The organism is Mesorhizobium sp. M0166 (genome assembly GCF_040322255.1).
Lineage (GTDB): Bacteria > Pseudomonadota > Alphaproteobacteria > Rhizobiales > Rhizobiaceae > Mesorhizobium.
Window position 1 is genome coordinate 58,001 of sequence record NZ_JAMYTD010000019.1, and the last position, 22,624, is coordinate 80,624.

General features: G+C 62.7%; 21 protein-coding genes, 1 other RNA gene and 1 pseudogene. 8 read left to right on the top strand and 15 right to left on the bottom strand.

Going from position 1 to position 22,624, the window contains the following annotated elements; translation table 11 throughout:
- Window positions 1-50 precede the first annotated feature (50 nt).
- Window positions 51-569 (bottom strand): dihydrofolate reductase, encoded by a 519-nt coding sequence (locus tag NKJ46_RS20675; protein WP_352490307.1) that lies wholly within the window; start codon window positions 567-569, stop codon window positions 51-53.
- The gene (locus tag NKJ46_RS20680; protein WP_352667007.1) at window positions 569-1,579 is read right to left on the bottom strand and encodes a DUF4424 domain-containing protein; all 1,011 of its coding nucleotides are present in this window, start codon (window positions 1,577-1,579) and stop codon (window positions 569-571) included. The genes NKJ46_RS20675 and NKJ46_RS20680 overlap by 1 nt, the downstream gene beginning before the upstream one ends.
- 141 nt (window positions 1,580-1,720) lie before the next feature.
- Between NKJ46_RS20680 and cobF the strand changes: the two genes are divergently transcribed.
- Complete coding sequence (gene cobF / locus NKJ46_RS20685; RefSeq protein ID WP_352667009.1) at window positions 1,721-2,494, top strand: precorrin-6A synthase (deacetylating); 774 nt, start codon at window positions 1,721-1,723, stop codon at window positions 2,492-2,494.
- A gap of 33 nt (window positions 2,495-2,527) precedes the next feature.
- Here cobF and NKJ46_RS20690 read toward each other — a convergent pair whose 3' ends face one another.
- The 6 genes from NKJ46_RS20690 to NKJ46_RS20715 form a co-directional block, all read right to left on the bottom strand.
- Window positions 2,528-2,869: a winged helix-turn-helix domain-containing protein gene (locus NKJ46_RS20690; protein WP_023676697.1), complete on the bottom strand. Its 342-nt coding sequence runs from the start codon at window positions 2,867-2,869 to the stop codon at window positions 2,528-2,530.
- A gap of 82 nt (window positions 2,870-2,951) precedes the next feature.
- Window positions 2,952-4,064 carry a molybdenum ABC transporter ATP-binding protein gene (modC, locus tag NKJ46_RS20695; RefSeq protein ID WP_352667011.1) on the bottom strand — a complete coding sequence of 371 codons (1,113 nt, stop codon included), beginning with the start codon at window positions 4,062-4,064 and terminating at the stop codon, window positions 2,952-2,954.
- The gene (gene modB / locus NKJ46_RS20700) at window positions 4,061-4,765 is read right to left on the bottom strand and encodes a molybdate ABC transporter permease subunit (RefSeq protein WP_352667013.1); all 705 of its coding nucleotides are present in this window, start codon (window positions 4,763-4,765) and stop codon (window positions 4,061-4,063) included. Before modB ends, modC begins: the two co-directional genes overlap by 4 nt.
- 15 nt (window positions 4,766-4,780) lie before the next feature.
- Window positions 4,781-5,572 (bottom strand): molybdate ABC transporter substrate-binding protein, encoded by a 792-nt coding sequence (modA, locus tag NKJ46_RS20705; RefSeq protein ID WP_352667015.1) that lies wholly within the window; start codon window positions 5,570-5,572, stop codon window positions 4,781-4,783.
- Window positions 5,573-5,816: 244 nt separating this feature from the next.
- Window positions 5,817-6,611 (bottom strand): thymidylate synthase, encoded by a 795-nt coding sequence (locus NKJ46_RS20710; protein ID WP_352667017.1) that lies wholly within the window; start codon window positions 6,609-6,611, stop codon window positions 5,817-5,819.
- 113 nt (window positions 6,612-6,724) lie between these two features.
- Window positions 6,725-7,036: a DUF2853 family protein gene (locus NKJ46_RS20715; RefSeq protein WP_352667020.1), complete on the bottom strand. Its 312-nt coding sequence runs from the start codon at window positions 7,034-7,036 to the stop codon at window positions 6,725-6,727.
- 163 nt (window positions 7,037-7,199) lie between these two features.
- On the opposite strand from NKJ46_RS20715, the gene ssrA reads away from it, so the two are divergent.
- Window positions 7,200-7,555, top strand: a transfer-messenger RNA (tmRNA) gene (gene ssrA, locus NKJ46_RS20720).
- Between the two features lie 74 nt (window positions 7,556-7,629).
- Here ssrA and NKJ46_RS20725 read toward each other — a convergent pair.
- The gene (locus tag NKJ46_RS20725) at window positions 7,630-9,429 is read right to left on the bottom strand and encodes an acetolactate synthase 3 large subunit (RefSeq protein WP_352667021.1); all 1,800 of its coding nucleotides are present in this window, start codon (window positions 9,427-9,429) and stop codon (window positions 7,630-7,632) included.
- A 405-nt stretch (window positions 9,430-9,834) separates the two neighbouring features.
- Here NKJ46_RS20725 and NKJ46_RS20730 point away from each other — a divergent pair, with 405 nt between their 5' ends.
- A complete protein-coding gene (locus tag NKJ46_RS20730) occupies window positions 9,835-10,575 on the top strand; it encodes an SDR family oxidoreductase (RefSeq protein WP_352667023.1) in 741 nt (246 codons plus the stop codon).
- A gap of 72 nt (window positions 10,576-10,647) precedes the next feature.
- On the opposite strand, the pseudogene NKJ46_RS20735 reads toward NKJ46_RS20730, so the two are convergent.
- A pseudogene (locus tag NKJ46_RS20735) lies at window positions 10,648-11,463 on the bottom strand (LysR family transcriptional regulator); the annotation flags it as partial.
- 101 nt (window positions 11,464-11,564) lie between these two features.
- Window positions 11,565-12,770, bottom strand: a complete 1,206-nt coding sequence (locus NKJ46_RS20740; RefSeq protein WP_023676705.1) for a multidrug effflux MFS transporter — start codon at window positions 12,768-12,770, stop codon at window positions 11,565-11,567.
- Window positions 12,771-12,938: 168 nt separating this feature from the next.
- Here NKJ46_RS20740 and NKJ46_RS20745 point away from each other — a divergent pair, with 168 nt between their 5' ends.
- The 4 genes from NKJ46_RS20745 (at window position 12,939) to NKJ46_RS20760 (ending at window position 14,760) form a co-directional block, all read left to right on the top strand.
- Entirely contained in the window at window positions 12,939-13,628 is a 690-nt protein-coding gene (locus NKJ46_RS20745) for a TetR/AcrR family transcriptional regulator (RefSeq protein ID WP_352667025.1), read from the top strand.
- Between the two features lie 134 nt (window positions 13,629-13,762).
- Complete coding sequence (locus tag NKJ46_RS20750) at window positions 13,763-14,299, top strand: SspB family protein (RefSeq protein ID WP_352466938.1); 537 nt, start codon at window positions 13,763-13,765, stop codon at window positions 14,297-14,299.
- 18 nt (window positions 14,300-14,317) lie between these two features.
- Window positions 14,318-14,521, top strand: a complete 204-nt coding sequence (locus NKJ46_RS20755) for a DUF4169 family protein (RefSeq protein ID WP_352667028.1) — start codon at window positions 14,318-14,320, stop codon at window positions 14,519-14,521.
- Between the two features lie 17 nt (window positions 14,522-14,538).
- Complete coding sequence (locus NKJ46_RS20760) at window positions 14,539-14,760, top strand: ribbon-helix-helix domain-containing protein (protein ID WP_352667031.1); 222 nt, start codon at window positions 14,539-14,541, stop codon at window positions 14,758-14,760.
- 13 nt (window positions 14,761-14,773) lie between these two features.
- Here the strand turns inward: NKJ46_RS20760 and NKJ46_RS20765 are convergent, their stop codons facing one another.
- Window positions 14,774-16,573 (bottom strand): chloride channel protein, encoded by a 1,800-nt coding sequence (locus NKJ46_RS20765; RefSeq protein ID WP_352667034.1) that lies wholly within the window; start codon window positions 16,571-16,573, stop codon window positions 14,774-14,776.
- 153 nt (window positions 16,574-16,726) lie between these two features.
- Here NKJ46_RS20765 and NKJ46_RS20770 point away from each other — a divergent pair, with 153 nt between their 5' ends.
- Complete coding sequence (locus NKJ46_RS20770) at window positions 16,727-17,164, top strand: MarR family winged helix-turn-helix transcriptional regulator (protein ID WP_352667036.1); 438 nt, start codon at window positions 16,727-16,729, stop codon at window positions 17,162-17,164.
- Between the two features lie 11 nt (window positions 17,165-17,175).
- On the opposite strand, the gene NKJ46_RS20775 is transcribed toward NKJ46_RS20770, so the two are convergent.
- The 3 genes from NKJ46_RS20775 to NKJ46_RS20785 form a co-directional block, all read right to left on the bottom strand.
- Window positions 17,176-21,324, bottom strand: coding sequence for an AsmA family protein (locus NKJ46_RS20775; RefSeq protein WP_352667039.1), 4,149 nt, complete (start codon window positions 21,322-21,324; stop codon window positions 17,176-17,178).
- A gap of 115 nt (window positions 21,325-21,439) precedes the next feature.
- Window positions 21,440-21,961 carry a hypothetical protein gene (locus tag NKJ46_RS20780; RefSeq protein WP_352667042.1) on the bottom strand — a complete coding sequence of 174 codons (522 nt, stop codon included), beginning with the start codon at window positions 21,959-21,961 and terminating at the stop codon, window positions 21,440-21,442.
- Between the two features lie 104 nt (window positions 21,962-22,065).
- Window positions 22,066-22,623, bottom strand: a complete 558-nt coding sequence (locus NKJ46_RS20785; RefSeq protein WP_352667044.1) for a hypothetical protein — start codon at window positions 22,621-22,623, stop codon at window positions 22,066-22,068.
- Between the last annotated feature and the right edge of the window lies 1 nt (window position 22,624).

The window sequence follows — 22,624 nt, forward strand, 5'->3', positions numbered from 1 at the left end:
CACGGTCCACCTTTGGGTCCATTTAGACCTGTCGCGACGCTTTGTCGTCTTCAATTCACGTCGCGGCGCCGCTCGTAAACCGAATAGCGTGTCGCATGGCTGTCCTTCTCACCGGCCTCAACCTCCTGTGAGCGGACGATCCGCCATAGCGCCGGGTCGATCGGCGGGAAATGGGCGTCGCCGTCGACCGCGGCCAGAACATGGGTGACGTGCAGCCGATCGGCCAGCGGCAGCGCCTGAGCATAGATCTCGCCGCCGCCGATGACGCAGATCTCGTCCGCACCGGCCATACAGCGCCCGCGCACCGTCGCCAGCGCGATTGCGTCCTCGATCGAGTGCGCGACTTCGACGCCCTCGGCGCGCCATGCCCTGTCCCGCGTCACCACGATGTTGAGCCTGCCCGGCAATGGGCGGCCGATGCCTTCATAGGTCTTGCGGCCCATGATGATGGGCTTGCCCATCGTATCGGCTTTGAACCGCTTGAGATCGGTGGACAGCCGCCACGGCAACCCACCCTCGCGCCCGATCACGCCGTTCTCGGCGATGGCGACATAAATCGCGAGGTCCATCAGCCGCCGTTCCCGCCATCGGATGGCTCCAGCAGCAATATGTCGATGTCGTGCTCGGGGTAGAAGTTCTGCGCCTTCATCTCGAACGTCGTCGGTCCGACCTTCCTGACGTTTTCGCCGCAAAACGAGACCAGGTTCTTCGGATCGTCCTTGTCGACGGTCAGCTTGAACGTGCCGATGTTTCCCGACGCCCAGTTGCCGCCCGTGGTCAGGATATAGGCGATGCGGTTCTCGAAATATTTGGGGTAGCCGTCGGGATCGTCCTTGGCTGCCTTACGCACGGCGTTTTCGAAGGCATCGTCCATGCAGTAGCGTGTCTTGTAGGCGGCATACTGGCCCTGGAACTGGCCGTCATAGAAGAAGCTGACCGAGGAGGTGCCGCCGACGCTCGGCTTGTAGCGATGCGAGACATGGACCGCCTTGTTGGCCGGAAAGGTCGAGCGCCACCAATAGGTCGAGCGCAATTGCCAGAACGGCGTATAGACGGTCTTCATGCCCGAACCGTCGTCGGCTGTGTCCTCGATGATGATGCCGCGGTTGACCCAGTCGTCGGCGACCGCTTGCGGCAGCTTTGCCAGCGCTGCCTTGGCCGCGTCGCCGAACGGATAGAACGGCACGCCCTGCGCCTTCAGGTCGGCGCCGATATCGATGCCGAGCGCGAACGCTTTCTGCTCGAGCTGCGGCTTTGCCGGCACCCCGTCGATCGTCACTTCCAAGCCGAGGAAATTGTCGCTCTGCGCCTCCGGAATCGCCGGGATTTCTTCGGGATCGCCTTCGATGTCGGGCATCGGAAAGGCGACGATTGCATCGACATCCTTGTCGGTGTTGTTGCGGAAGACGTAATCGACCGTCACTTTTTCCGGCGAGATGTAGAGATCCTCGCTTTCCATCGCCACCGCATCGCTGCGCGAAAGGATCAGCCCACCGGTGCCGAGTTCGGCAACCGAATCATTGGCGAGCGCAGGCGTAGCCGAGAGCGCCAACGCTGCGGTCAGGACGTAACGGAACATGGAAACTCCCCCGGCGAAAATGCCAACATGACTCTAGCTGTTCAATGTGGCGTTTCAAAGCCTTTCGGCAAACGCGCCGGCGCCTGCCAGCATGTCATGCCGGTCTAGACACGCCGGCCCCGATCGGGCAGGAGTTCGCCCATGCGCAAGCTTCTTGTCATCGGCATCGGCGCCGGCAATCCGGAGCACATGACGGTCCAGGCCATTAACAGCCTCAACCGGGCCGACGTTCTGTTCATTCCCGACAAGGGCGCCAAGAAGAACGATCTCGCCGAATTGCGCCGCCAGATCTGCGACCGCTTCGTCACTAACCCAAACTCGCGCCGCGTTGAATTCGATGTGCCGGTGCGCGCCGAGCCGGCGCCTTCCTACCGCTCGACTGTCGACGACTGGCACGAGGCGATCGCCGCGATCTACGAAGGCCTGATCCGCGACGAACTCCCCGAAGATGGCTGCGGCGCCTTCCTGATCTGGGGCGATCCGTCGCTCTACGACAGTGCGCTGCGCATCCTGGAGCGCGTACGCCTGAGAGGCAATGTCGCGTTCGAGCTGGAGGTCATCCCCGGCATCACCGCCATCCAGGCACTCGCAGCCAGCCACAAAATGGCATTGAACCGGATCGGCGACGCCATTTTGATCACCACCGGCCGCCGGCTCGCCGAGGAAGGTCTGCCCGAAAACGCCGGCAGCACCATCGTCATGCTGGACGGCAAATGCGCCTTCAACACGCTGGACGACAAAGACGTCACCGTCCACTGGGGCGCCTATCTCGGCACGGCCGACGAGATCGTCATCTCGGGCCGGATTGGCGACGTCGGCGACGAGATCGTGAGCACCCGTGAGGAGGCCCGCCGGACAAAAGGCTGGATCATGGACACCTATCTGCTGCGCAAGCCCGGCGAGCCTGAGGAGTAGCAAGGATCACGCGCGGCATGAATTCCGCCGAGTTCACGCAGCGTCGATCTCGGCCTGCAGCGCCTCCATATGTGCCGCCGCTGCTGAAGACGCGGCCCGCTCGATGGCGCGGAAGCGGCTGACGACCGCCAAGCCCACCGAGGTCAACTGAGCGCCGCCGCCTTTCTTGCCGCCCGTCTGTGCCGCAACCAGCGGTTTACCGAACACGCGGTTCATGTCTTCGACCAGATCCCAGGCGTGCTTATAGGACATCTCCATGCCGCGCGCCGCAGCCGAAATCGAGCCGAAGGCGGCGATCTGTTCCAGAAGCTCGATCTTGCCCGGCCCGATGCGGCCATCTGGATCGAGATTTATCCGCAAACTCAGCGACGGCATTTGCTCCTCCGCAGTCATGCGATTCTACAAGTTCTCCAGCGATACCGCTATTCCAAAATGATATAGCGACAATATCCGCCGTTCACCCATCCGCCTCGGCCGGCAAGCCGGCGCCGGTATTCGCCCGGTCGAAGCTCACTGTCTTGACCACCGCGAAGACTTTTCGACCAGGCCGAAGCCCCAGCGTCTGCCGCGACTGTTCGGTGATGCGGGCAAGCACGGTTGCGCCATTGCAGTCGAGGCCAATCTCGACCGTAGGCCCTTCGCCCGGCTCTATCGCCACAATCGTGCCCGGCAGTATGTTGAGCGCGCTGAGGCCGACCGGCTGCTCGGTGGCGATCATCACGTCGCGGGCACGGATGCGGACGCGCACCGGCGCACCGATCGGCGTTGCCAGAAGTGGCACCCGGATCTCGCCCGCCGCTGAGCCAAGCACGGTCATGCCAAACGCCTCGTCGTGGCGCAGAACCGCGGTATCCAGCACGGCACCGCCCTCGCCGCGCTCTTCGGCCGGCAATAGATCCAGACGCTGCATGATCGCTCCGGTCGGACCGGAAGCGGCGACCTGTCCTTGCATCAGCACCACGACGTCGCTCGCCAGCCGCGCCACTTCGGCGATCGAGTGGCTGACATAGACGATCGGGATTTTCGTCTCGTCGCGCAGCCGCTCGATATAAGGCAAGATCTCGGCCTTGCGCGCCTCGTCGAGCGAAGCCAGCGGCTCGTCCATCAGCAGCAATTTCGGACTGGCAAGCAGCGCCCTGCCGATTGCCACGCGCTGCTTCTCGCCGCCGGAGAGTTTTGCCGGCCGCCGGTCGAGCAAATGACCGATGCCGAGCAGTTCGACCACACCATTGATATCGGCGTAACGCTCGGCAGCCGGCGTGAACCAGCGGCCATAGCGCAGATTGCTCGCCACGCTCATATGCGGAAACAGCCGCGCATCCTGGAACACCATGCCGATCCGCCGCTTGTGCTTCGGCACGAACAGGCCTGCATCGCTATCGACCAGCACGCGGCCCTCGGCCGCGATACGGCCTTTGTCGGGGCGGATCAGCCCGGCAATCAAATTGATCAGCGTCGTTTTTCCGGAGCCGGAAGGCCCGAACAGCGCAGTCAGCCGCCCGGCACTTTCGAAGCGGGCATCGACGGTGAAGTCGCCAAGCCGGTGGCTGATGTCGACCTGAACCGTCATTCGATGTCCATCCGCCGGCCGACGCGCCGCGCCAGCACTTCCGAGGCAACAAGTGCCGCCATCGAGATGACGATCGAGATCAGCGTCAGCCTGAGTGCGCCGGGGTCGCCGCCGGGAACCTGCGTGAAAGTGTAGATCGCCGACGGCAGCGTCTGCGTCTCGTTCGGAATGTTGGAGACAAAGGTGATCGTCGCGCCGAATTCGCCCATTGCCTTGGCGAAGGAGAGGATCGCACCGGCGATCAGCCCGGGCAGGATCAGCGGCAGGGTGATCGTGCCGAATACCCATAGCGGATTGGCGCCGAGCGTGCCGGCGGCCGCCTCGATTTTACGGTCGACCGCCTCGATCGACAGCCGGATGGCCCGCACCATCAGCGGAAAACCCATTACGCCGCAGGCGAGCGCGGCGCCGGTCCAGCGAAAGGAAAAAACGATGCCGAAATGTTCGGCCAGGAAAGCGCCGGCCGGACCACGCTTGCCGAAAGTCAAAAGCAATAAATAGCCGGTCACCACCGGCGGCATGATCAGCGGCAGATGCACCAGCCCGTTGAGCAGTGTCTTGCCCCAGAACTGGCCACGGGCGAGCACAAGGGCGATCGCTATGCCCGGCGGCAGGCTGGCAATCATCGCCACGGTCGCCACTTTGATGGATAGCCGGACGGCATTCCATTCGTTGGGAGCGAGATCCAGCAGCCAGCTCATGCTCAGGGCCGTTCGTCAGTTGCTCGGCGCCAGGATTGTAAAACCTTGCGCCTTGAAGAGTTCGCCAGCCTTGGCGGATTGCAGGCATTTCAGGAATGCCGGGGTATTCTTGCCCTTCGAATCGGCAAGCTGGGCGACTGGATAGATGATTGGCGGATGGGTACCCGCGGGGAAAGTGCCGATCACCTTCACGCCGGGCTCCGCATGCGCATCCGTGGCATAGACGACGCCAAGTGCTGCCTCGCCGGTCGACACCAGTTTTAGGGCGGCGCGCACATTCTCGGCCTGCGCCACCTTGCCTTCGACCGAAGACCAGACACCGAGCGATTCGAGCGCCGCCTTGCCGTATTTGCCGGCCGGCACCGCCTTGACATCGCCCATGGCAAGTTTGCCGTCACCGACCAGCCCGGCAAGATCGAACCCCTTTTCAATCCTGGCCTCGACCTTGGAATCCTGCGGCGCAATCAGCACGATCTGGTTGCCAAGCAGTTTCACTTCGGTTTCGGGCTTGGTCAGCTTCCTGTCGGAAAGATATTTCATCCAGTCGAGATCGGCCGAGATGAACAGGTCTGCCGGCGCGCCGCTTTCGATCTGCCTGGCCAGCGCCGAGCTCGCCGCGTAGGAAATGGTTGCCGCCTCGCCGACATCGGCCTCGCAGGCCTTGTTGACGGCGTCGAGCCCGTCCTTCAGGCTCGCCGCGGCAAACACGACCACCTTGTCATCGGCATGGGCAGCCGGCCCCGCGGCCATCAGGATGGCGGCGAGACCCGCGATGGCAATCGTCGTCGAACCTTTGCGCGCCTGCATGAAACTCTCCTCGTCCCGGATCGCCCAGAGCCGTCCATCGATATATCCATGTGAACATAACAAGGAAAGGCTCTTTACCGGGCGACGGCATTCTGAGCTGAGGTTTTCTCGGCCAGCGATAATCTTCGTGGGATACAGCGATATCGAGGCCAAAGGAAATATCACATGAAATCAGTACCCGCGGCGCGGGCAAACGAGGGCGCAGCCGCAGTAGGCAATTTCGAGATGGACAGTCAGGTAGGTCCTAGACCGCGATCGGCGCCTTGATCGTCGCGTCGGCGAAATAGTTCTCGAGCCGGAAATCCTCGAAGCGGAAGGCAAAGAGATCCTTCACCTCGGGATTGATCCATAGCGTCGGCAACGCCTTGGGCGTGCGCCGCAATTGCTCGCGCGCCTGCTCGAAATGGTTCGAGTAAAGATGCGCGTCGCCGAGCGTGTGGATGAAATCGCCGGGTTTCAATCCGGTCACCTGCGCCATCATCAGCGTCAACAACGCATAGGAAGCGATGTTGAACGGCACACCGAGAAAGATATCGCCCGACCGCTGATAGAGCTGGCAGGAAAGCTTGCCTTCAGAAACATAAAACTGGAACAGGCAATGGCAGGGCGGCAACGCCATGGCCTCCACCTCGGCCGGGTTCCACGCCGAAACAATCAGCCGCCGCGAATTAGGATTTTTGCGTATCTCCTTCAGAAGATTCGCAACCTGGTCAATGGCGCCGCCATGGCCGTCCGGCCACGACCGCCACTGTTTGCCATAGACCGGGCCGAGATCGCCATTCTCGTCGGCCCACTCATCCCAGATCGAGACGCCGTGATCGTTGAGATATTTGATGTTGGTGTCGCCGGCCAGGAACCACAAAAGCTCATGGATAATCGACTTCAGGTGCAGCTTCTTGGTGGTGGTGACCGGAAAGCCGCGGGCCAGGTCGAAGCGCATCTGGTAGCCGAATACCGAGCGTGTTCCGGTGCCGGTACGGTCGCCGCGATCAGCGCCGTTTTCCAGCACATGCTTCAGAAGGTCGAGATACTGGCGCATCGGCTCCGGTCCGATTCGGGTTATCAGCCATCATAGCCGAATGACCGTCGGCCGAACACAGCAAAGCGAGACAATTCCAGCACAAGCCTCATCAGCATCAGCGGCGAGGTTGCTCAGAGCGAGCCGAGCATGCCCAGATCCTTGGCGACGAGATAATAGAACGTCACCCGGCTCTTGCTGTTGTCGGCCGCCATCGCCTTGCAGGTCTTTTCGATAGCCGCATCCGCCCTGGCGCCGTCGGTGACGCCGAGCTTGCCGGCGACCCAGCTGTTCCTGACGCGCTTCAGTTCCTCCGGGTCGGTGCAGGACACCAGCGAGGAATCGCGGCTCCTGAGCGCGATGCCCAGATGCTTGACGATCTTGGCAACCGCGTCGGCATCCGCCGCCGCATCATATTTCTTTACGTCTGCGAGATAGTCGGCCATCGAATTTCCCCTCGTCGGCGCCACGGGATCCGGTCGATGAGGATTGTGGCGCGCTGCCGCAAATTATGCGCTAGGTCTCCTCACCGCCACAAAGCTTCGGTTGAGACCGGCGGCAAGTCAACCCCTTGATGATCCACTTTGACACGGACGAAAGTGGCATTCCGGCCTTTCATTTTCCACCGCCAGTCCCTATATTCGCGTCGTCGGCTCGACCGACTATGGCGATAAATAGGCGATGAAATAAGCCGTTCGGACCCGGGGGCGGTACCCGGCGCCTCCACCAAAAACCGCTGCTCAAGAGCGGCTTTTGCTGGGGGCGAAATAGGATCGACGAAGGTGTAAAGATCGTACTTTTGCCCGGCATTGTACCACCGTTATCGGGCTAAACTTATAGTTGCCAACGACAACTATGCGGAAGCACGTCTCGCCGCGTAAGCGGTGCGATAGCTTCAATTCAAGCCCTAGTGGTTCGCACTTCTAGGCGGGGTTCGGAGGTACCTGGCAACAGAAACCTCCATTTCTCCCTTTTTGATATGTGCGGCTGCAGGCCTGGGCTTTTTATGCGCCCTGATACGCCGAAGGCGCCGCGGCGTTTATACCAGTCCCTGGCTGACCGTATCGATCGCACCGGCGAATGTTTCACCTGTGGCCGCGTCGTCGGGCAACAGCATCTCGTTGTGCCCCCTGCCCGTCTGGATCATCGGAAAACAATTGGCGAGCCTGGCAATACGACAGTCGAAGAGCACCGGCCGGTCCACATCGATCATTTCCTGTATCGCATCGTCAAGGTCGGCTGGTTTGTCGCAGCGCAGGCCGACCGCTCCGAACGCCTCGGCCAATTTGACAAAATCGGGCAAGGCCTCGGAATAGGAATGCGCGAGGCGGTTGCCGTGAAGAATTTGCTGCCACTGGCGAACCATGCCCATATATCCGTTGTTCAGGATGAAGATCTTGATCGGCGCGTCGTACTGGACTGCCGTCGGCATCTCTTTCATGGTCATCTGAACCGATGCGTCGCCGGCAATATCGATGACGAGGCTGTGCGGATGTGCGATCTGCACGCCCAGCGCCGCCGGCAGGCCGTAGCCCATCGTCCCGAGGCCGCCCGAACTCATCCAGCGGTTCGGCTTTTCCAAGCCGTAGAATTGGGCCGCCCACATCTGATGCTGGCCGACTTCAGTGGTGATGAAGGTGTCGCGATCCTTCGTCAGCGCGTAGAGACGCTGCACCGCATATTGCGGCATGATCACATCCTTGTTCATCTCATAGGAGAATGAATTGCGCGCGCGCCAGCCGGCGATCCTTCTCCACCAGTCCTGGAGGCGGCCTTCATCCGGCTTGCGAGGCAATGCGCGCCATAGACGAACCATGTCATCCAGAACATTGCCGACATCGCCTTGTATGCCGATATCGACGTGGACGTTCTTGTTGATCGAGGACGGATCTATATCGATATGGATCTTGCTGGAGTTCGGCGAAAAAGCATCCACACGCGAGGTCACGCGGTCATCGAAGCGCGCGCCGATACAGATCATGACGTCGCAATCGTGCATCGCCATGTTCGCCTCATAGGAACCATGCAGGCCGACCATCTTGAGCCAGTTCTTGCCGGAGGCGGGGTAAGCTCCAAGGCCCATAAGCGTCGAGGTGACCGGAAAGTCGGTCAGTTGAACCAGCTCCCGGAGCAGTCTCGATGCTTCCGGGCCGGAATTGACGATGCCGCCGCCGGCATAAATAACGGGACGGCTGGCATTAGCCATCAATTCTATTGCCTGGCCGATCTTGCCGATGTCGCCCTGCAGCTTCGGTTGATAACTCTTCAGTGCGACAACGTCCGAAGGCGGCGTGTACACGCCGGACGCAAACAGAACGTCCTTTGGCATGTCGACGAGAACGGGCCCCGGTCGCCCCGACCGGGCGATGTGGAACGCCCTATGGATCGCTGACGCTAGGTCATTGACGTCTTTGACCAAAGAGTTGTGCTTGGTGCAGGATCGCGTGATGCCAATCGTGTCACATTCCTGAAAAGCATCGGAGCCGATCAATGTTGTCGGCACTTGTCCGGACAGACAGACGATTGGCACTGAATCCATCAGCGCGTCCTGCAGGGGCGTCACGGCATTCGTCGTGCCTGGGCCTGATGTGACCAGCATCACGCCGACCTTGCCCGTGGACCGGGCATAACCCTCCGCGGCATGGCCGGCGCCCTGTTCGTGGCGCACGAGGATATGCTTGATGTCGTCCTGCTGGAATATCTCGTCATAGATCGGCAATATGGCCGCGCCGGGATAGCCGAAAATATGCTCGACACCATTGTCTTTGAGTGCGCGGAGAACGATCTCCGCTCCTGTCATGCGGTTGCTCGTATCCCGAATGGAATTATCGCCTGTCATGGTTCTGTCCCGTAGCGTGATGAGGATGGGTTGACGGGGCATCGCCGAAATCGGGCGTAAGAAGAATTTCGGGCATAAAAAAAGGCCCCGTCGGGAGCCTGTTTGTCGCGCACGGGTGGCTGTCGCCGGATGGTTACACCATCCTGCCCGTGCGCTTTCCTACCACTGCAAGAACCATTGCGATCGTCATGATGATCGCTGCTACACAGAAAATCGCGCATCGTCAACGTCGCAGGCTGAGGCGTCTCAGGCTGAGGCGAAAGCCCAAGGGCCTCCCATCATCGGAACCTCCGATGGCAGCATTCGTTTCTTCCCGTTTCCCTTCTTCCACGCCTTTGCGGGACAAGGCCTCAGTTTCTCGCCGCGTGTGGTCATGCCCGGCGAGCTGCCTCATGGAGAGATAAGATGAACCAGGAAACCACACCAAAACACGAACGCATCCTGATCGTTGGCGGCAGTTCCGGCATGGGGCTGTCGCTTGCCGAACAGCAGCTTGCCGCCGGCGCCGAGGTTACGATCGTCGGCCGCTCCGAGGACCGGTTGTCGGCCGCGCGGCAGCGCTTGCCTCACGCGGGAAGGCTGAGGACGATCGCAGCCGACGTCACTAGAGAGGACGAGGTCCAGCGCCTGTTCCAGGATGTCGGCACGCTCGACCACATCGTCTCGACCGCCGCCGACGTTACCGGCGTCTACGTGTTGCTTCCCGAGATGGATATCTCGGTGGCGCGGAAAGTGATGGATTCCAAAATCGTCGGGCCGCTTCTTCTTGCCAAGCATGGCGCGCCTCGTCTGACGCCCGGCGGATCGATCACGCTGACCTCGGGCATCGCCGCCTATCGTCCGGCGGCGAAAGGCTCGGTGGTGGCAGCCGTTAATGGGGCCCTTGGCTCACTCGCCTACGCGCTTGCCATCGAACTGGCGCCGATCCGCGTCAACGTCGTCTCGCCCGGCTGGGTCGACACGCCGATTTGGGATGCCGTCGTCGGCAGCGGCAAGACGGCCGCGCTGGAGGCCATGGCAAAGCGCCTGCTCGTCGGCCGGATCGGCCAGGCAGCCGACATTGCCCAAGCCATCACGTCCCTGATGCATAACGGCTTCATCACCGGAACCGTGCTTCATGTCGATGGTGGCCAGCGGCTGGTCTAGCAATGGCCAAATTTCGCGTACCATTGCGAGGAACAGCCGCAAGACCGGCGCTTGAATGCGCCGGTGGCGCCATACCATGGTGACCGGCGTCACCGGGCTGATTCCGACCCAGGGCAGCACGACGATATTGGCATCAGCCGCGGAAGCCACGAGACGCGGGACCAGCGCGCATCCAAGACCGCCTTCAACAAGGCTCCGTATCGCGCCCATGCTGGCGAACTCGCCAACCAGCCTCGGACGGTCGGGCAGCGTCGCTGCGAACGCTTCGTCGAACATCCGCCGATAGACGCAGCCGGGCTGGGTGACGAGGAAAGCCTCGTCAGCCAGATCGTCGGGCGTCATGGCAGAATGTCCGGCCAACCGGTGATTTGCCGGCATTATGGTGACGAGCTCTTCTACTGCCACTTGCTCGCTTCGCAGCTCCGGCGCCACCGCCGGGACGGCTCCGAAATGGAAAGATACGTCCAGCGCCCCGCTTGTCACGCCGGCACGCAACCCACTGCTATCGTCCGCCCTGAGGTTCAGTTCCACATCGGGATGACGCCGATGGAATTCCCCCAGCAAAACTGGCAAGCGTGTCGAGCAAAGCGTCTCCAGGCCGCCGACCGTCAGGCGACCGGCAACCGTGCCGCTCGCGTCGGCGACAGCGGAACGGGCTTCGTCCGCGAGGTCGAGGAGATCGTTTGCGTAGTCCAGCAGGCGCTGTCCCGCCGCCGTCAGCTTCAAGCCACGCCGCGACCTGTCTAACAGCGACGTGCCCAGATCGGCTTCCAGCGCCTGGATCTGTTCGGTCACGCTCGATTGGGCAAGATGAACCCGCTCGGAGGCGCGCGTGATGTTCAAGGTGGTGGCGACCGCCACGAAGGTCTTGAGATGTCGAAGCTGCATGTCCTGAACCCGTCATATAGGCATAGGCTGCTTTGAACCGGGACCGCAACGTGAAAAAGGCCGGGAACATCGCCCGGCCTTTTTGTCTCGATAGGTGAAGCTTACTCCGCCGGCGCTTCCGCAACGTCCCGGCTGCGGCCGAGCGTTATCTTGGCCAGTGTGAAGGAGATCGCCGCGCAGAGCGTGATGCCCGCTACCATCGGCAGCGGCGTGCCGTCGAAAAACACGCCGGCGACGCCCATGGCGACCGCGCCGATGGCGAAGTGCAGCGTGCCCATCAGGGCCGACGCCGTGCCGGCGATCTCGCCATGCTCTTCCATGGCCAGCACCGACGTGGTCGGGATGACCAGGCCGAGAAAGCCGTAGCCGATGAACAGCAGCGCCGCCATCACGTCGAGCCGGTCGACACCCGATGCCATCACCGCGAAAAGCACCACCATCGTCGTCGCATAGCCGGTCACCGCGACGCGCACCACGCGCTGCAGCCCGAACCGCTCGGATAGCAACCCGGTCAGCTGCGACATGCCGATGAAGGCAACCGCATTGATCGAGAAGAACACGCTGTAGACCGAAGGCGACAGGCCATAATGGTCGATCAGGATGAAGGACGAGCTCGACAGATAGACGAAGAAGCTCGCAATGCCGAAGCCGGCGATGGCCGTCAGGCCAAGGAAGTTGCGGTCGCCCATCAGGAAGCGGTAGCCTGAAAGTGCTGTCCCGAAGGACGAACCGGCGCGCTCTTCGACCGGCCGCGTCTCCTTGAGCGAGGTCGCCAGCAGGATGGTGGCGAGCACGGCCGCGCCCGTCACCGTCCAGAACACGGCGCGCCAGCCGAAGTTCTCGATGATCTGGCTACCGGTCAGCGGCGCCAGGATCGGCGACACCGAAAACACCAGCATCAGCAGCGACATCAGTTTGGCCGCCTCGGTGCCGGTATGCAGGTCGCGCACGATCGCGCGCGGCACGGCCATGCCGGCGCTGGCGCCGAGCCCTTGCAGGAAGCGGAAGGCGATCAGCCATTCGATCGAGGGAGCCAGCGCCGAGCCGACGCCGCCGACCATGAACAGCGCCAGACCGCCGTAGAGCGGCAGCTTGCGGCCGACCATGTCGGAGATAGGTCCGACGACGATCTGGCCGAAGCCCATGGAAAGAAAGAAGATCAGCAGGCTCATCTGCACCGCGGCGGTGCCGGCATGCAGATCCTCGCCGATCGACGGCAGGGCCGGAAGATACATGTCGATGGCAAACGGGCCGATCGCGGACAATAGGCCGAGCACGACCGCAATGCGGAGGAATTTGGCGTTCATGATAGCAGGCTCTTTCGAATTCTGGTTGCCGCCGAGGACCGGCGTGTAACCCTAGGACGTTCCATCCCGTGGAGTTCCGAATCTTCTGCGGAACGAAACCCCCTTCGTGCAAGTCCACAAATTTAGACAGGCTTGTCTAATTCGTCAACCACCTCTATATAGTTTTGCATGAAGGCCAACGTCTCTCCTGACATTTTCCCGCCGCGAGGCCACGAGGCCAAGCGGATGTCGATTGTCGATGCCGCCGCCTCGGTCTTCTGCCGCGAAAGCTTCGCCGGTGCCAATATCGACATGATTGCCGCCGAGGCCGGCGTCTCTCGCCAGACCATCTACAACCATCACGGCGACAAGGAAAAACTCTTCGTTGCCATCGTCCGCGACCTCACCGAACGTTGCAATGCCGGCATCTTTGCCACGATCTCCACTTTTCCCGATCAGCCGAAGGACCTCGAGGCCGACCTCATCGCCTTTGCTGTGCGGATGAACCACAACTGCATCTGCAACCGCGACGGCAAATTCCTGCGCAAGCTGATCCAGACCGAGGGCGGGCGCTATCCCGAGTTGTTCGCCGAATGGCGCGAAGAAGGACCGGGCAGGACATGGCCGGCGATCGCCGCCCGCTTCGCCCGCCTCGCTCATGCCGGCTTCCTTGATATCGACGATCCCGATGTCGCAGCGCGCCAGTTCATGGCGCTTGCCAATGCCGAGTTGCAGACGACCTTCATGCTCGGCGGTACACCAACCGAGGACGAGGTGGTGCAATCGGCGACAAATGGCGTGCGCACCTTCCTGCGCGCCTTCGGCAAGCGGCAGCCGGTGTCCCGGGCAAGCAAACAGGGCGCGCTGGCCAACGCTTGACGATCAAAGCCGTTTGACGATCAAATCGTCGCCAATGGGCTTCGCTTCCGCACGCCGGCGATCTATATCCGGTTTACGCCGCGCTCAAGCTTGATTACAGCTATCAGGACGATTCAACGGAACCCGACAGCCACATGGCCGACGACCACATCCGCTACGACATTCTGGCCCAGGAGGCGTTGCGCGGCGTCATGCGCAAGGTCCTGGCCGAGGTCGCGCGCACCGGTCTCCCGGGCAACCATCATTTCTTCATCACCTTTCTCACCGGCGCGCCGGGTGTGCGCGTGTCGTCGCGGCTGCGCGAGCGCTATCCCGAACAGATGACCATCGTCATCCAGTTCCAGTATTGGGACCTGAAGGTGAGCGACACCGGTTTCGAAGTCGGGCTGTCGTTTTCCGACGTCCCGGAAAAATTGGAAATCCCGTTCTCGGCCGTGCGCGGCTTTTACGACCCGTCCGTCAACTTCGAGCTCGAATTCGACGTCAAGACGGATACCCCGGCGGAACAGGAGACAAAGGCCAAGCCTGCTCCCGAGCCGCTGGCCATCGTCGCCGAGAAAAAGCCCGAGACGAAGAAGAAAGCCGCTGAGGCGGAAAAGAAGCCTGCCGCGGCCGACGCCGGCGCCAAGGGCGCCGACGTGGTGTCGCTCGACGCCTTCCGCAAGAAGTGACCCGTCAGGCGGCGTGACATGGCCGAGATCGTCAATCTCCGTCAGGCACGCAAGCAGAAGGCGCGAGCCGAGAAGGAGCGCCTGGCCGAACAGAACCGGGCGCGGCATGGCCGTTCCAAGACCAGCCGGGATAGCGACCGCCTGATCGCCGACAAGGCCGACAAATTCGTCGCCGGCCATCGCCGCGAAAAATCCGGCGATTCGGACAAATCCGATGCTTGAAGTGTGAGGGCGGTCGCGTGAGCCCGGTCGAAAAGCGCTCGGTCACCATTCGCGGCCACCGCACCAGCTATTCGCTTGAAAAGCCTTTTTACGACGACCTGGTCGCCATCGCGGCCGTGCGAAAACTGACGCTCGCCGCCCTTGTTGCCGAGATCGACGAGAGCCGGCCGCGGGATGCCAACCTCTCCTCGGCGCTCCGGCTTTATGTGCTGGATTGGGCCAAGCGCGGCAAGTTTTAGCCTTCAGGCAACGCTATCCTGTTTCCTGCGCCGCGTGTTTCCTGCGCCGCGTGCCGAAGCCCAGTAAAGCTGAGCGGTCGCGTTCTTCGGCCTGCTTCTTCGATCTGACACGCATCAGGTCCTTCCAGCCGACATAGCCCACCAGCTGGGCATTTTCTCGCGTGACGACCGGCAAATGGGACACGTTCGCCATCAGCAGCTTGTCGGAGAGGCCCTCGAGATACTCATCCGGATAGGCCAGCGTGACCTTGCTGCCGGCCAGCAGTTCGCCAAGCGTCGTCGTGCGGTGCTTGCCAGCGCGTCTCCAGAGCAGGATCGCCGGCGGGTCGATCACGCCGAGCACGTGGCCCTCTTTGTCAATGACCGGAAAGCTCGGATGCCGCGTCTCGGGCGCCGTCAGGAACGCAGCAGCGCCATGCAGCGTCATCGTCGCCGGCACGCTCTCGACCTCGCTGGTCATCACCTCGCGCACCCTGGTCAGGGCGAACGGATCGACACGGTATTCGCGAACCATGTGATGCCCTCGCCGTGCGATTTTTTCGGTGAGGATCGAACGCTTCATCAACAGTACGGTCACCGCATGCGCCGTGGCAGTCGCCGCGATCAGCGGCACCAGGACATGGGTGTTGCCGGTCAGTTCGACCGCAAAGAAGGTGGCGGTCAGCGGCGCACGCATGGTGCCGCCCATCGTCGCCGCCATCGCCAGCAGCGCCCAGAAGCCCGGATCCGCGGCCGGTAGGAAGCCGGCGAGGACCGCGCCCATCGCTCCGCCCATGATCAGCAGCGGCGCCAGCACACCTCCCGACGTTCCCGAGCCGAGTGCGACCGACCAGATGATCGCCTTCACCACCAACAGGGTGAGCGCAGCGGTCGCTATCGTGCGACCATCCAGCATGTCGGCGATGTTGTCATAGCCGACGCCGAGCGCCTGCGGCTCGATCAGCCCGCCAACGCCGACCACCAGGCCGCCGAGCATCGGCCACCACATCCAGTGGATGGGCAGCTTCTGGAAACCGTCCTCGCAGGTATAGACCATCTGGGTCAGCAACCCAGATAGCAGCCCGGCTGCCAAGCCGACCAGCACCCAGCCGGCAAGGCCGGGAAATGAAACCTCCATGCCGCCCTGAAATGGGAAGATCGGCCCCGGCAGATGCAGCATGGTGCGCTCGACCTCGGCAATGATGGCAGCGACCGCCACGGGAATGAAGCTGCGCGGCGTCCACTCGAAGAGCAGCAATTCCACTGCAAGCATGATGGCGGCGATCGGCGTTCCGAATACGGTGGTCATGCCGGCCGCCGCACCCGCCACCAGCAGCGTCTTGCGTTCATTGTCGCTGACCGGCAGCATCTGCGCGATCAGCGAACCGATGGCGCCGCCGGTCATGATGATGGGCCCTTCCGCGCCGAATGGCCCGCCGGTACCGATCGAGACTGCCGACGACAACGGCTTCAGGATTGCCACCTTGGCGTCGAGCCGCGAGCGTCCGAGCAGGATCGCCTCGATGGCTTCGGGAATGCCATGGCCGCGGATCTTTTCGCTTCCGAAGCGAGCCATCACACCGATGATCAGTGCCCCGATCACCGGAACAAATACCGAGGCATAGCCAAGCGGCGTATCCTGCAGTTTCAGGTCGGCGAGCGTGAACTGGCCAAAATAGGCGATGTTCGTGGCAAGCCGGATCAGCTTCAAAAGGGCAATGCCGGCAAACAACCCCGCCGTTGCCACCACCACCGCGATGCCTGCAATGAGCAGCACCCTGGCATCGGTGGTAAAATCGCGCAGATGGCCGGGGTTGGCATGATCGGATTTCATTTGCAAACCTTGCTTTCTGGCGGCGTGCCGACTTGCGGATGGGTCGCCGGCCGTGCCACCGAAGATGGCAGCCACGAGCCATGTTGGTTCGCTCTGTATCGTAACACGATATAAATGTTCAAGGCCGTTTGCGGCTTTGTCGGATAGGAATCGATGGCAGACACTTCGAAGCCACAAAAGCGCGGCGCAACGATCAGGCCGGCCGACTACCAGAGGCTGTCCGAATTTCGTTACCTGATCCGCTGCTTTCTCGAATTCAGCCAGATCCAGGCGCAGGAAGCCGGCCTGACGCCACGCCAGCATCAGGCCCTGCTTGCGATCAAAGGGTTTCCCGGCGGAGGGCCGGTGACCATTGGCGACCTCGCGGAGCGCCTGCGCATCCGCCATCACAGCGCCGTGGAATTGGTCAACCGTCTTTGCGAAGCCGGGCTCATCGCGAGAGATCACGACGAGGAGGACCACCGGCGCGTGCTGCTGCGGCTGACCGAGCGCGCCGACGACAGTCTCGCCGATCTGTCAGCCGCTCATCTCGACGAGCTCGGGCGGATCGAGCCGATGCTCAAGCGCTTGCTTGCTGGACGCGACACATAAGGGATGCGCCGTCACCCGCCATTCAGCGATTTTAGCAGATCGTCGATCGACGAGGGATCGAACTTGAGTTCTGGCGGCGTCGGCACTGGCGGTGGCACGTTATCTGCGGCCGGGGGCCGTTCCGCTCGCTCCGCCGCGGCCTTGCGTTCGGCGTCGAGCTTTGCCTTTTCTTCCGAGGCGATCCGCAACGCCTCTTCCGCCCTCTGGCGTTGCTGTTCTTCGGCCTGCGCTGCTTCCTCGGCAGCCTGTTGCGCCGCCTTGGCTTTCGCTTCGGCATCCGCTTTGGCCTTTGCAGCCGCCTCGGCTTTCGCCCTGGCCTCGGCTTCGGCCTTCGCCGCTGCATCCGCCTTCGCCTTGGCTTCAGCCTGCGCCTTCGCCTCGGCTTCAGCTTTCGCCTTAGCCTCAGCTTGCGCCCTCGCCTCCGCTTCGGCCTTCGCCTCGGCTTCAGCTTGCGCCTTGGCCTCAGCTTGCGCCTTCGCCTCGGCTTCAACTTTCGCCTTGGCCTCAGCTTGCGCCTTCGCCTCGGCTTCAGCTTTCGCCTTGGCCTCAGCTTGCGCCCTCGCCTCCGCTTCGGCTTGGGCCTGAGCCTCGGCTTCAGCCTTTGCCCTGGCGTCGGCCTCAGCCTTCAGCCGCGCCGCTTCCTCCTGCTTGCGCAGTTCCTCCGCCGCTCTTTCACGCTCGGTTTGCAGGGCAGCGTAGTAGCGCACCTCACGCCGCAGCCTTTGTTTCTCGAGCAGTGCGGCTTGCATGGCTTCGACCCGCTGCTGCTCCTTTTCCAGCGCACGCTGGGTCAGGAACTGTGCCAGCGGCTCGCTGTCGAACTGCCGTTTGGTGGCGCCGAACGGACCGTCGACGCTGAAATTCAAAATCGGTTCGGAGCCGACCAGCGCCTCGTCGCCGGGCCGGTAGGCGATCTCGCCCTTGGCATCGACGGTGCTGGTGTTCAGATCGGCGGTGATGTCGGCGGATAGCGTCGCGCCCGGGCTTTCGAATTTGACCGGCGGTGCTCTCAGCGTGCCGCCGGCGATGGTGAAGGCAATATCGGTGTCCTGCGCCGGAAAACTGCCGGCCGCGGCGATCTGCGGCACAAAGTCGGCAGTCTTCGACGCGTCGATATTGCGCCCTATCGCGTCGGCCTTGGCGATGAAAGCGCCAAAGGCATCCGGATTGAAGCCGGCAATAGTCATGCCCTTGAGCGTTGCCGTGCCGGAACCGGACAGCGCCGCAACCATCGCGTCGACCGATTTGCCGCTGGTCGAAAGCGCCGTCGAGAAATTGCCGCTTCCGCTGATGCCGGCCTCCGGCAGCACGGCTGCCAGATCGGCGCCGGCGAGTTTCATCTGACCGGAGAAAAGCCCGGTGCCGTCATTGTTCTTGAGCTCGAACAGGCCACTCAACGCGCCGCCGAGGAACTTTGCCTTGAGGTCGGAAACGCGGATACCCTCCTGGTCGAGCTGCAGCGACAGCGCAGCGTCATAGGCGGTGGCAAGCGGGCCGGCGGCAAGCGACGCCACCGTCAGATCGAGATCGGCGGTAAATGGCAGACTGGATTTCTGGCTGAACGGTGCTGTCGGCCAGGTCCTGTCATTGACAAGGAAGGCCTGGTCGCCGAACAGCATCACCGCCATCGGATCGAGGTCCAGCTCGTCCAGCGACAGCGCGCCGGCAAGATGCGGCAGCCCCTCTTTGATGTCGATATTTACGTCACCGGAAACCGCCGCTTCGTTGACGGCGCCGCTGAGGCCGCTCAGCACCAGCAGACCATTGCCGTAATCGGCATCGGCAGCAAGCGACGTCGACATACCGGTGCCCATGCCGGGCAGGCCGACGCCGGTCGTCATCAGCCATGGCTCGATGTCGGCCGTTTCAAGGCTGACCTTGCCCTTGGCGGCCGCGCCCTGAGGCGTGTCGGCAATTGTCCCGTCGAAACCAGCTTTGAAGTCGTTGCCGGCCAGGCTGAAGCGTGTCGCCAGGCCGCCGCCAAGCGTGCCTTTGGCCGAGACGTCGGTGGTCGCCTCGCCGAGCATGCCGAGCGGCAGCGCCGGCAGACCGTAAAGCGCCAGAAGCGCGGTGGCGTCGGCATTCCCTGCGTTGAAGGTCAACGTCACCGGCGCTTCGAGGGGCCGGTCGAGCGCCCCTTTGCCGGACAACGATGCGGAAAAGGCCGAACCACCGGCCTTGCCCTGTGCGCTCATAGCCAGTCCGGTCGTACCGTCGCCATTGTCTGCGGCACTCGTGACCGCGTCGATACGCGCATCCTGGAACAGCTCGGGATAGGCAGCAGCCCGCTCCGCCAGCCCCTTCAGCACCGCATTGTCCGGATAGTGCCGGACGGCGACGTCGATCAGCGGCTTGAGGTCGACGGCGACCACAGAGGCGTTGAGTTTGCCGGTCGGGCTCGCCGGGAAATCCTTGATCCGGCCGGTGGCGCTGATCGAGGCTCCGGCAAGTCCGCCGACCGACAGCCGGTCGATCTCAAGCAGCCCGTCGCGTAGTCTAAGCGCGGTGTCGACGCTGTCGGCGGTCAACCCGCCGGCGCTGACCGGCCCGGCCTTGATCTGGAAATCGAGGTCGCGGTCGGAAAAGCGGTTGGCGCCCTTGTCGCTGACGAAGATCGAGGCGAAGGCGGCGAGCCCATCAACGTCGAGTTCGCCGCCTTCCAGTTGCATCAGCACCGATGGACGAGTGTCGTCGGGCTGGCTGGAATCGATGCGGCCGGAGAACTTTGCCTTGCCGAGGATGAGCTCGAGATCGCTGAAGGCCTGGTGTTTTTCGCTCAAATCCACCTTGGCCTTGAAGCCGGCGGCCGGTAAGCGGCGGATCGCCTCGTCGACGTCCTTCGACAGCCAGGCGGCAAAGCCGGAGGGCTGCGCGACCGCCAGAAGCAGCGATCCGGTGAAACCGAAACGGTCCTCGACGCTGACCATGCCTTTGGCTTCCAGCTTGGCGCGGCCGGGCAGCGTAGCGGCCAGCGATTTTACCGCCCAGCCACCCTCGGCCGGCTCGGCGGACAGGTGCACGTCACGAACGGTGGTATCGCCTGCCACCACCGCCGGCAGTTTCACCTCGACCGTGCCCGGTATGGTCGGCTTCGGCAGATCGAGCAGCGCCTGCTCGAGCGCCGCCACCCGCTCCGATAGCGTCAGTCCGGCACCGGCCGCCGCCCCCACCGCTTCGTCGAACTGCACCTGCGCGCCATTGGCCTCGATCGAGAAATGCGGCTTCAGCCCAAGGTCGACCGCAGCCTTGCCGTCGGCGGTGTAGGGATTGTCGAGCGGCCCGGTCTCGAAGCGGAATTCGTCGACGCCGAGCTTCTGGTGGTCGAGCGAAAACTTGCCGTTCAGCCTGAAGCCCGGGTCCGGTTTGCCGGCGCTGACTTTCAGCGCCTCGCCGCCGGTGCCGCGCGGCAGCGCCGCAGCCCGGTCTGCACCCGATATCTTGAACTGGCCCGAATAGACCGCGGCGCCCTCGACGAGGCCCACATTGCCGTCGGTCTCGACGACCAGCGGATAGGCGTCCGGATCGGCCTTGAGCCTGAGCCGCATTTGCCCGTCTGGTTCGGCCTTGCCGGTGGAAACGGCGATCGTGGTCCGCAACCCGTCCAGCAACAGCGAACCGTCCATCCGCCAGGGGCCGGCCAGCGACTTGGCAGAGATCGTCGAGTTGATCTCGGAAATAAGATGGCTGCGCCCGCCGGCGGCGTGGCTGAGCGCGATCTGTCCTTCTGTAACCGTCAGCTTCTCGATGGAGATCTGGCCGGGATCGAAGGGCGAGGACGGCCGTATTGTCCAGTCGACCGTGCCGTCGGCGGCGATGTCGATGGTCGCCTTCGGCCGCACCAGGCGCATGTCGAAGATCAGCACTTCACCGCGCAGGAATGGCGCGAGTTCTGCATCCATCGAAAAGGTTTCGACGGTCATCGCCGGCTGGCCGTTGGGGCCACCGGCAACGGCGACGTTCGAGAACGTCACCGAGGGAAACGGCAGCAGCCTTGCCGTTGCATCGCCTCGCACGGTCACCTTGCGGCCGAGAACGGCACTCGCCTCGCGCTCGAAATCGGCACGGTAACCCGTCCAGTCGACAAAGTACGGCACCACCAGCGCCGCACACAGCACCAGCACAAGAAGCCCACCGAAGATCACGAACAGGCGTGCGAGCATGAACTCCGAAGCGGTTGATTGAAAATCAGCCGCACTCTACCCGCATCAGCGTGTCGATAAAGAGGCAATTCCCGCTGGACAGGCTTCCAGAGCAAAAGAAGGCGTCAAAGAAAACTCAGCGTGCGTCGCGCTTTGCCTGCGCCACCTTTGCCGCCTGCCGCTGCCGGCCGAGTTCCATCGGCCGGATCAGATTCTCAGGCCGCCGGCTCACGATCGCGCGCATGCCTTTGTGCGCGGTGCGCGTGTTGAACTCGGGACCGTCTGCCGCAGCGCCCTGCTTCATGGACAGCGCCTTGCGTGCATTCTCGACCAGCGAAACACGCGCTGCCATTTGGCGGCGGCGTTCGGCCTCGCCATTGAGCCGCCGCATGGTCATTGCCAGAACCGCCAGCTTCAACTGCGAACCTCCATCGGCCTTCGAGGCGCCGGCGCCCTTTGGCGTGCCCTTGCCGCGGATTTCGCGGCGGCGGCGATGCGCCTCGGTCTGGGCCCTGTCGCGCCGTTCCCTCAGGAGCTTGACCAGGCTGGCAAGTTCGGCGTCGGCAAGATGCTGTACCGTTGGATGGTGCGACTTCTCGACGAGAGCACGTTCGTCGGCGCTCAGCGCCCGAGCCTCTTCCTTGCGTGAAATCGCCATGTTGCTTGCTCCTCCGTTTGCCACGTTTGCCCGGTTTCAGGCATTGGCAACGTCCGGAGTCTCCGACCAAATGTCGCTGCGGTCAAGGCTGATGGACCAGCGGATCAATCGCGTCGCCAAAGCCGGTCGAGAAGCCGTATTCGTTTGTCTGGCAGCGCCGTGGCGCTGGGACTGATGGCCGCCATAAACGAGGTCAGAACCGACCCGTCGCGACAGTTCATCGAAAAGCTCTCCGCGACAAATTCAAGCGTCGAGTCGTGGAAAGTGAAGATGAAGTGCCGATAGCCAGAAAACAGCCCAGGCCGATGAGAACTGTGAACTCGATTTGCATGTTCCAGCGAACCGATCCATGACGAGTTGAGTACCTCAAATGCAGCATAGGGCTGCAAGCCCAGTTTGTAGAGCCGATGGCCGCTCAAGGCCTCATCGTTCGGCAGGCCGAATTGAAGTGCCAGGCAAGGCTTTGCCGTCAGGATCGCAACCGATTGGCCGTTGGTTACAGGCGAAACCGAGCGCGGATTCGTCCCATCGAATGACGGATCTGTCTTGTTGACGATATAGGCGACCAGCAACTTGTCTTCGTCGGCAAAGACGTGAGGTAGTGGTGCACCGGCGGAAAGAGGCGGTGCTTCGATGGGCAGAAGAGCCTCGCCTGCAGCCATC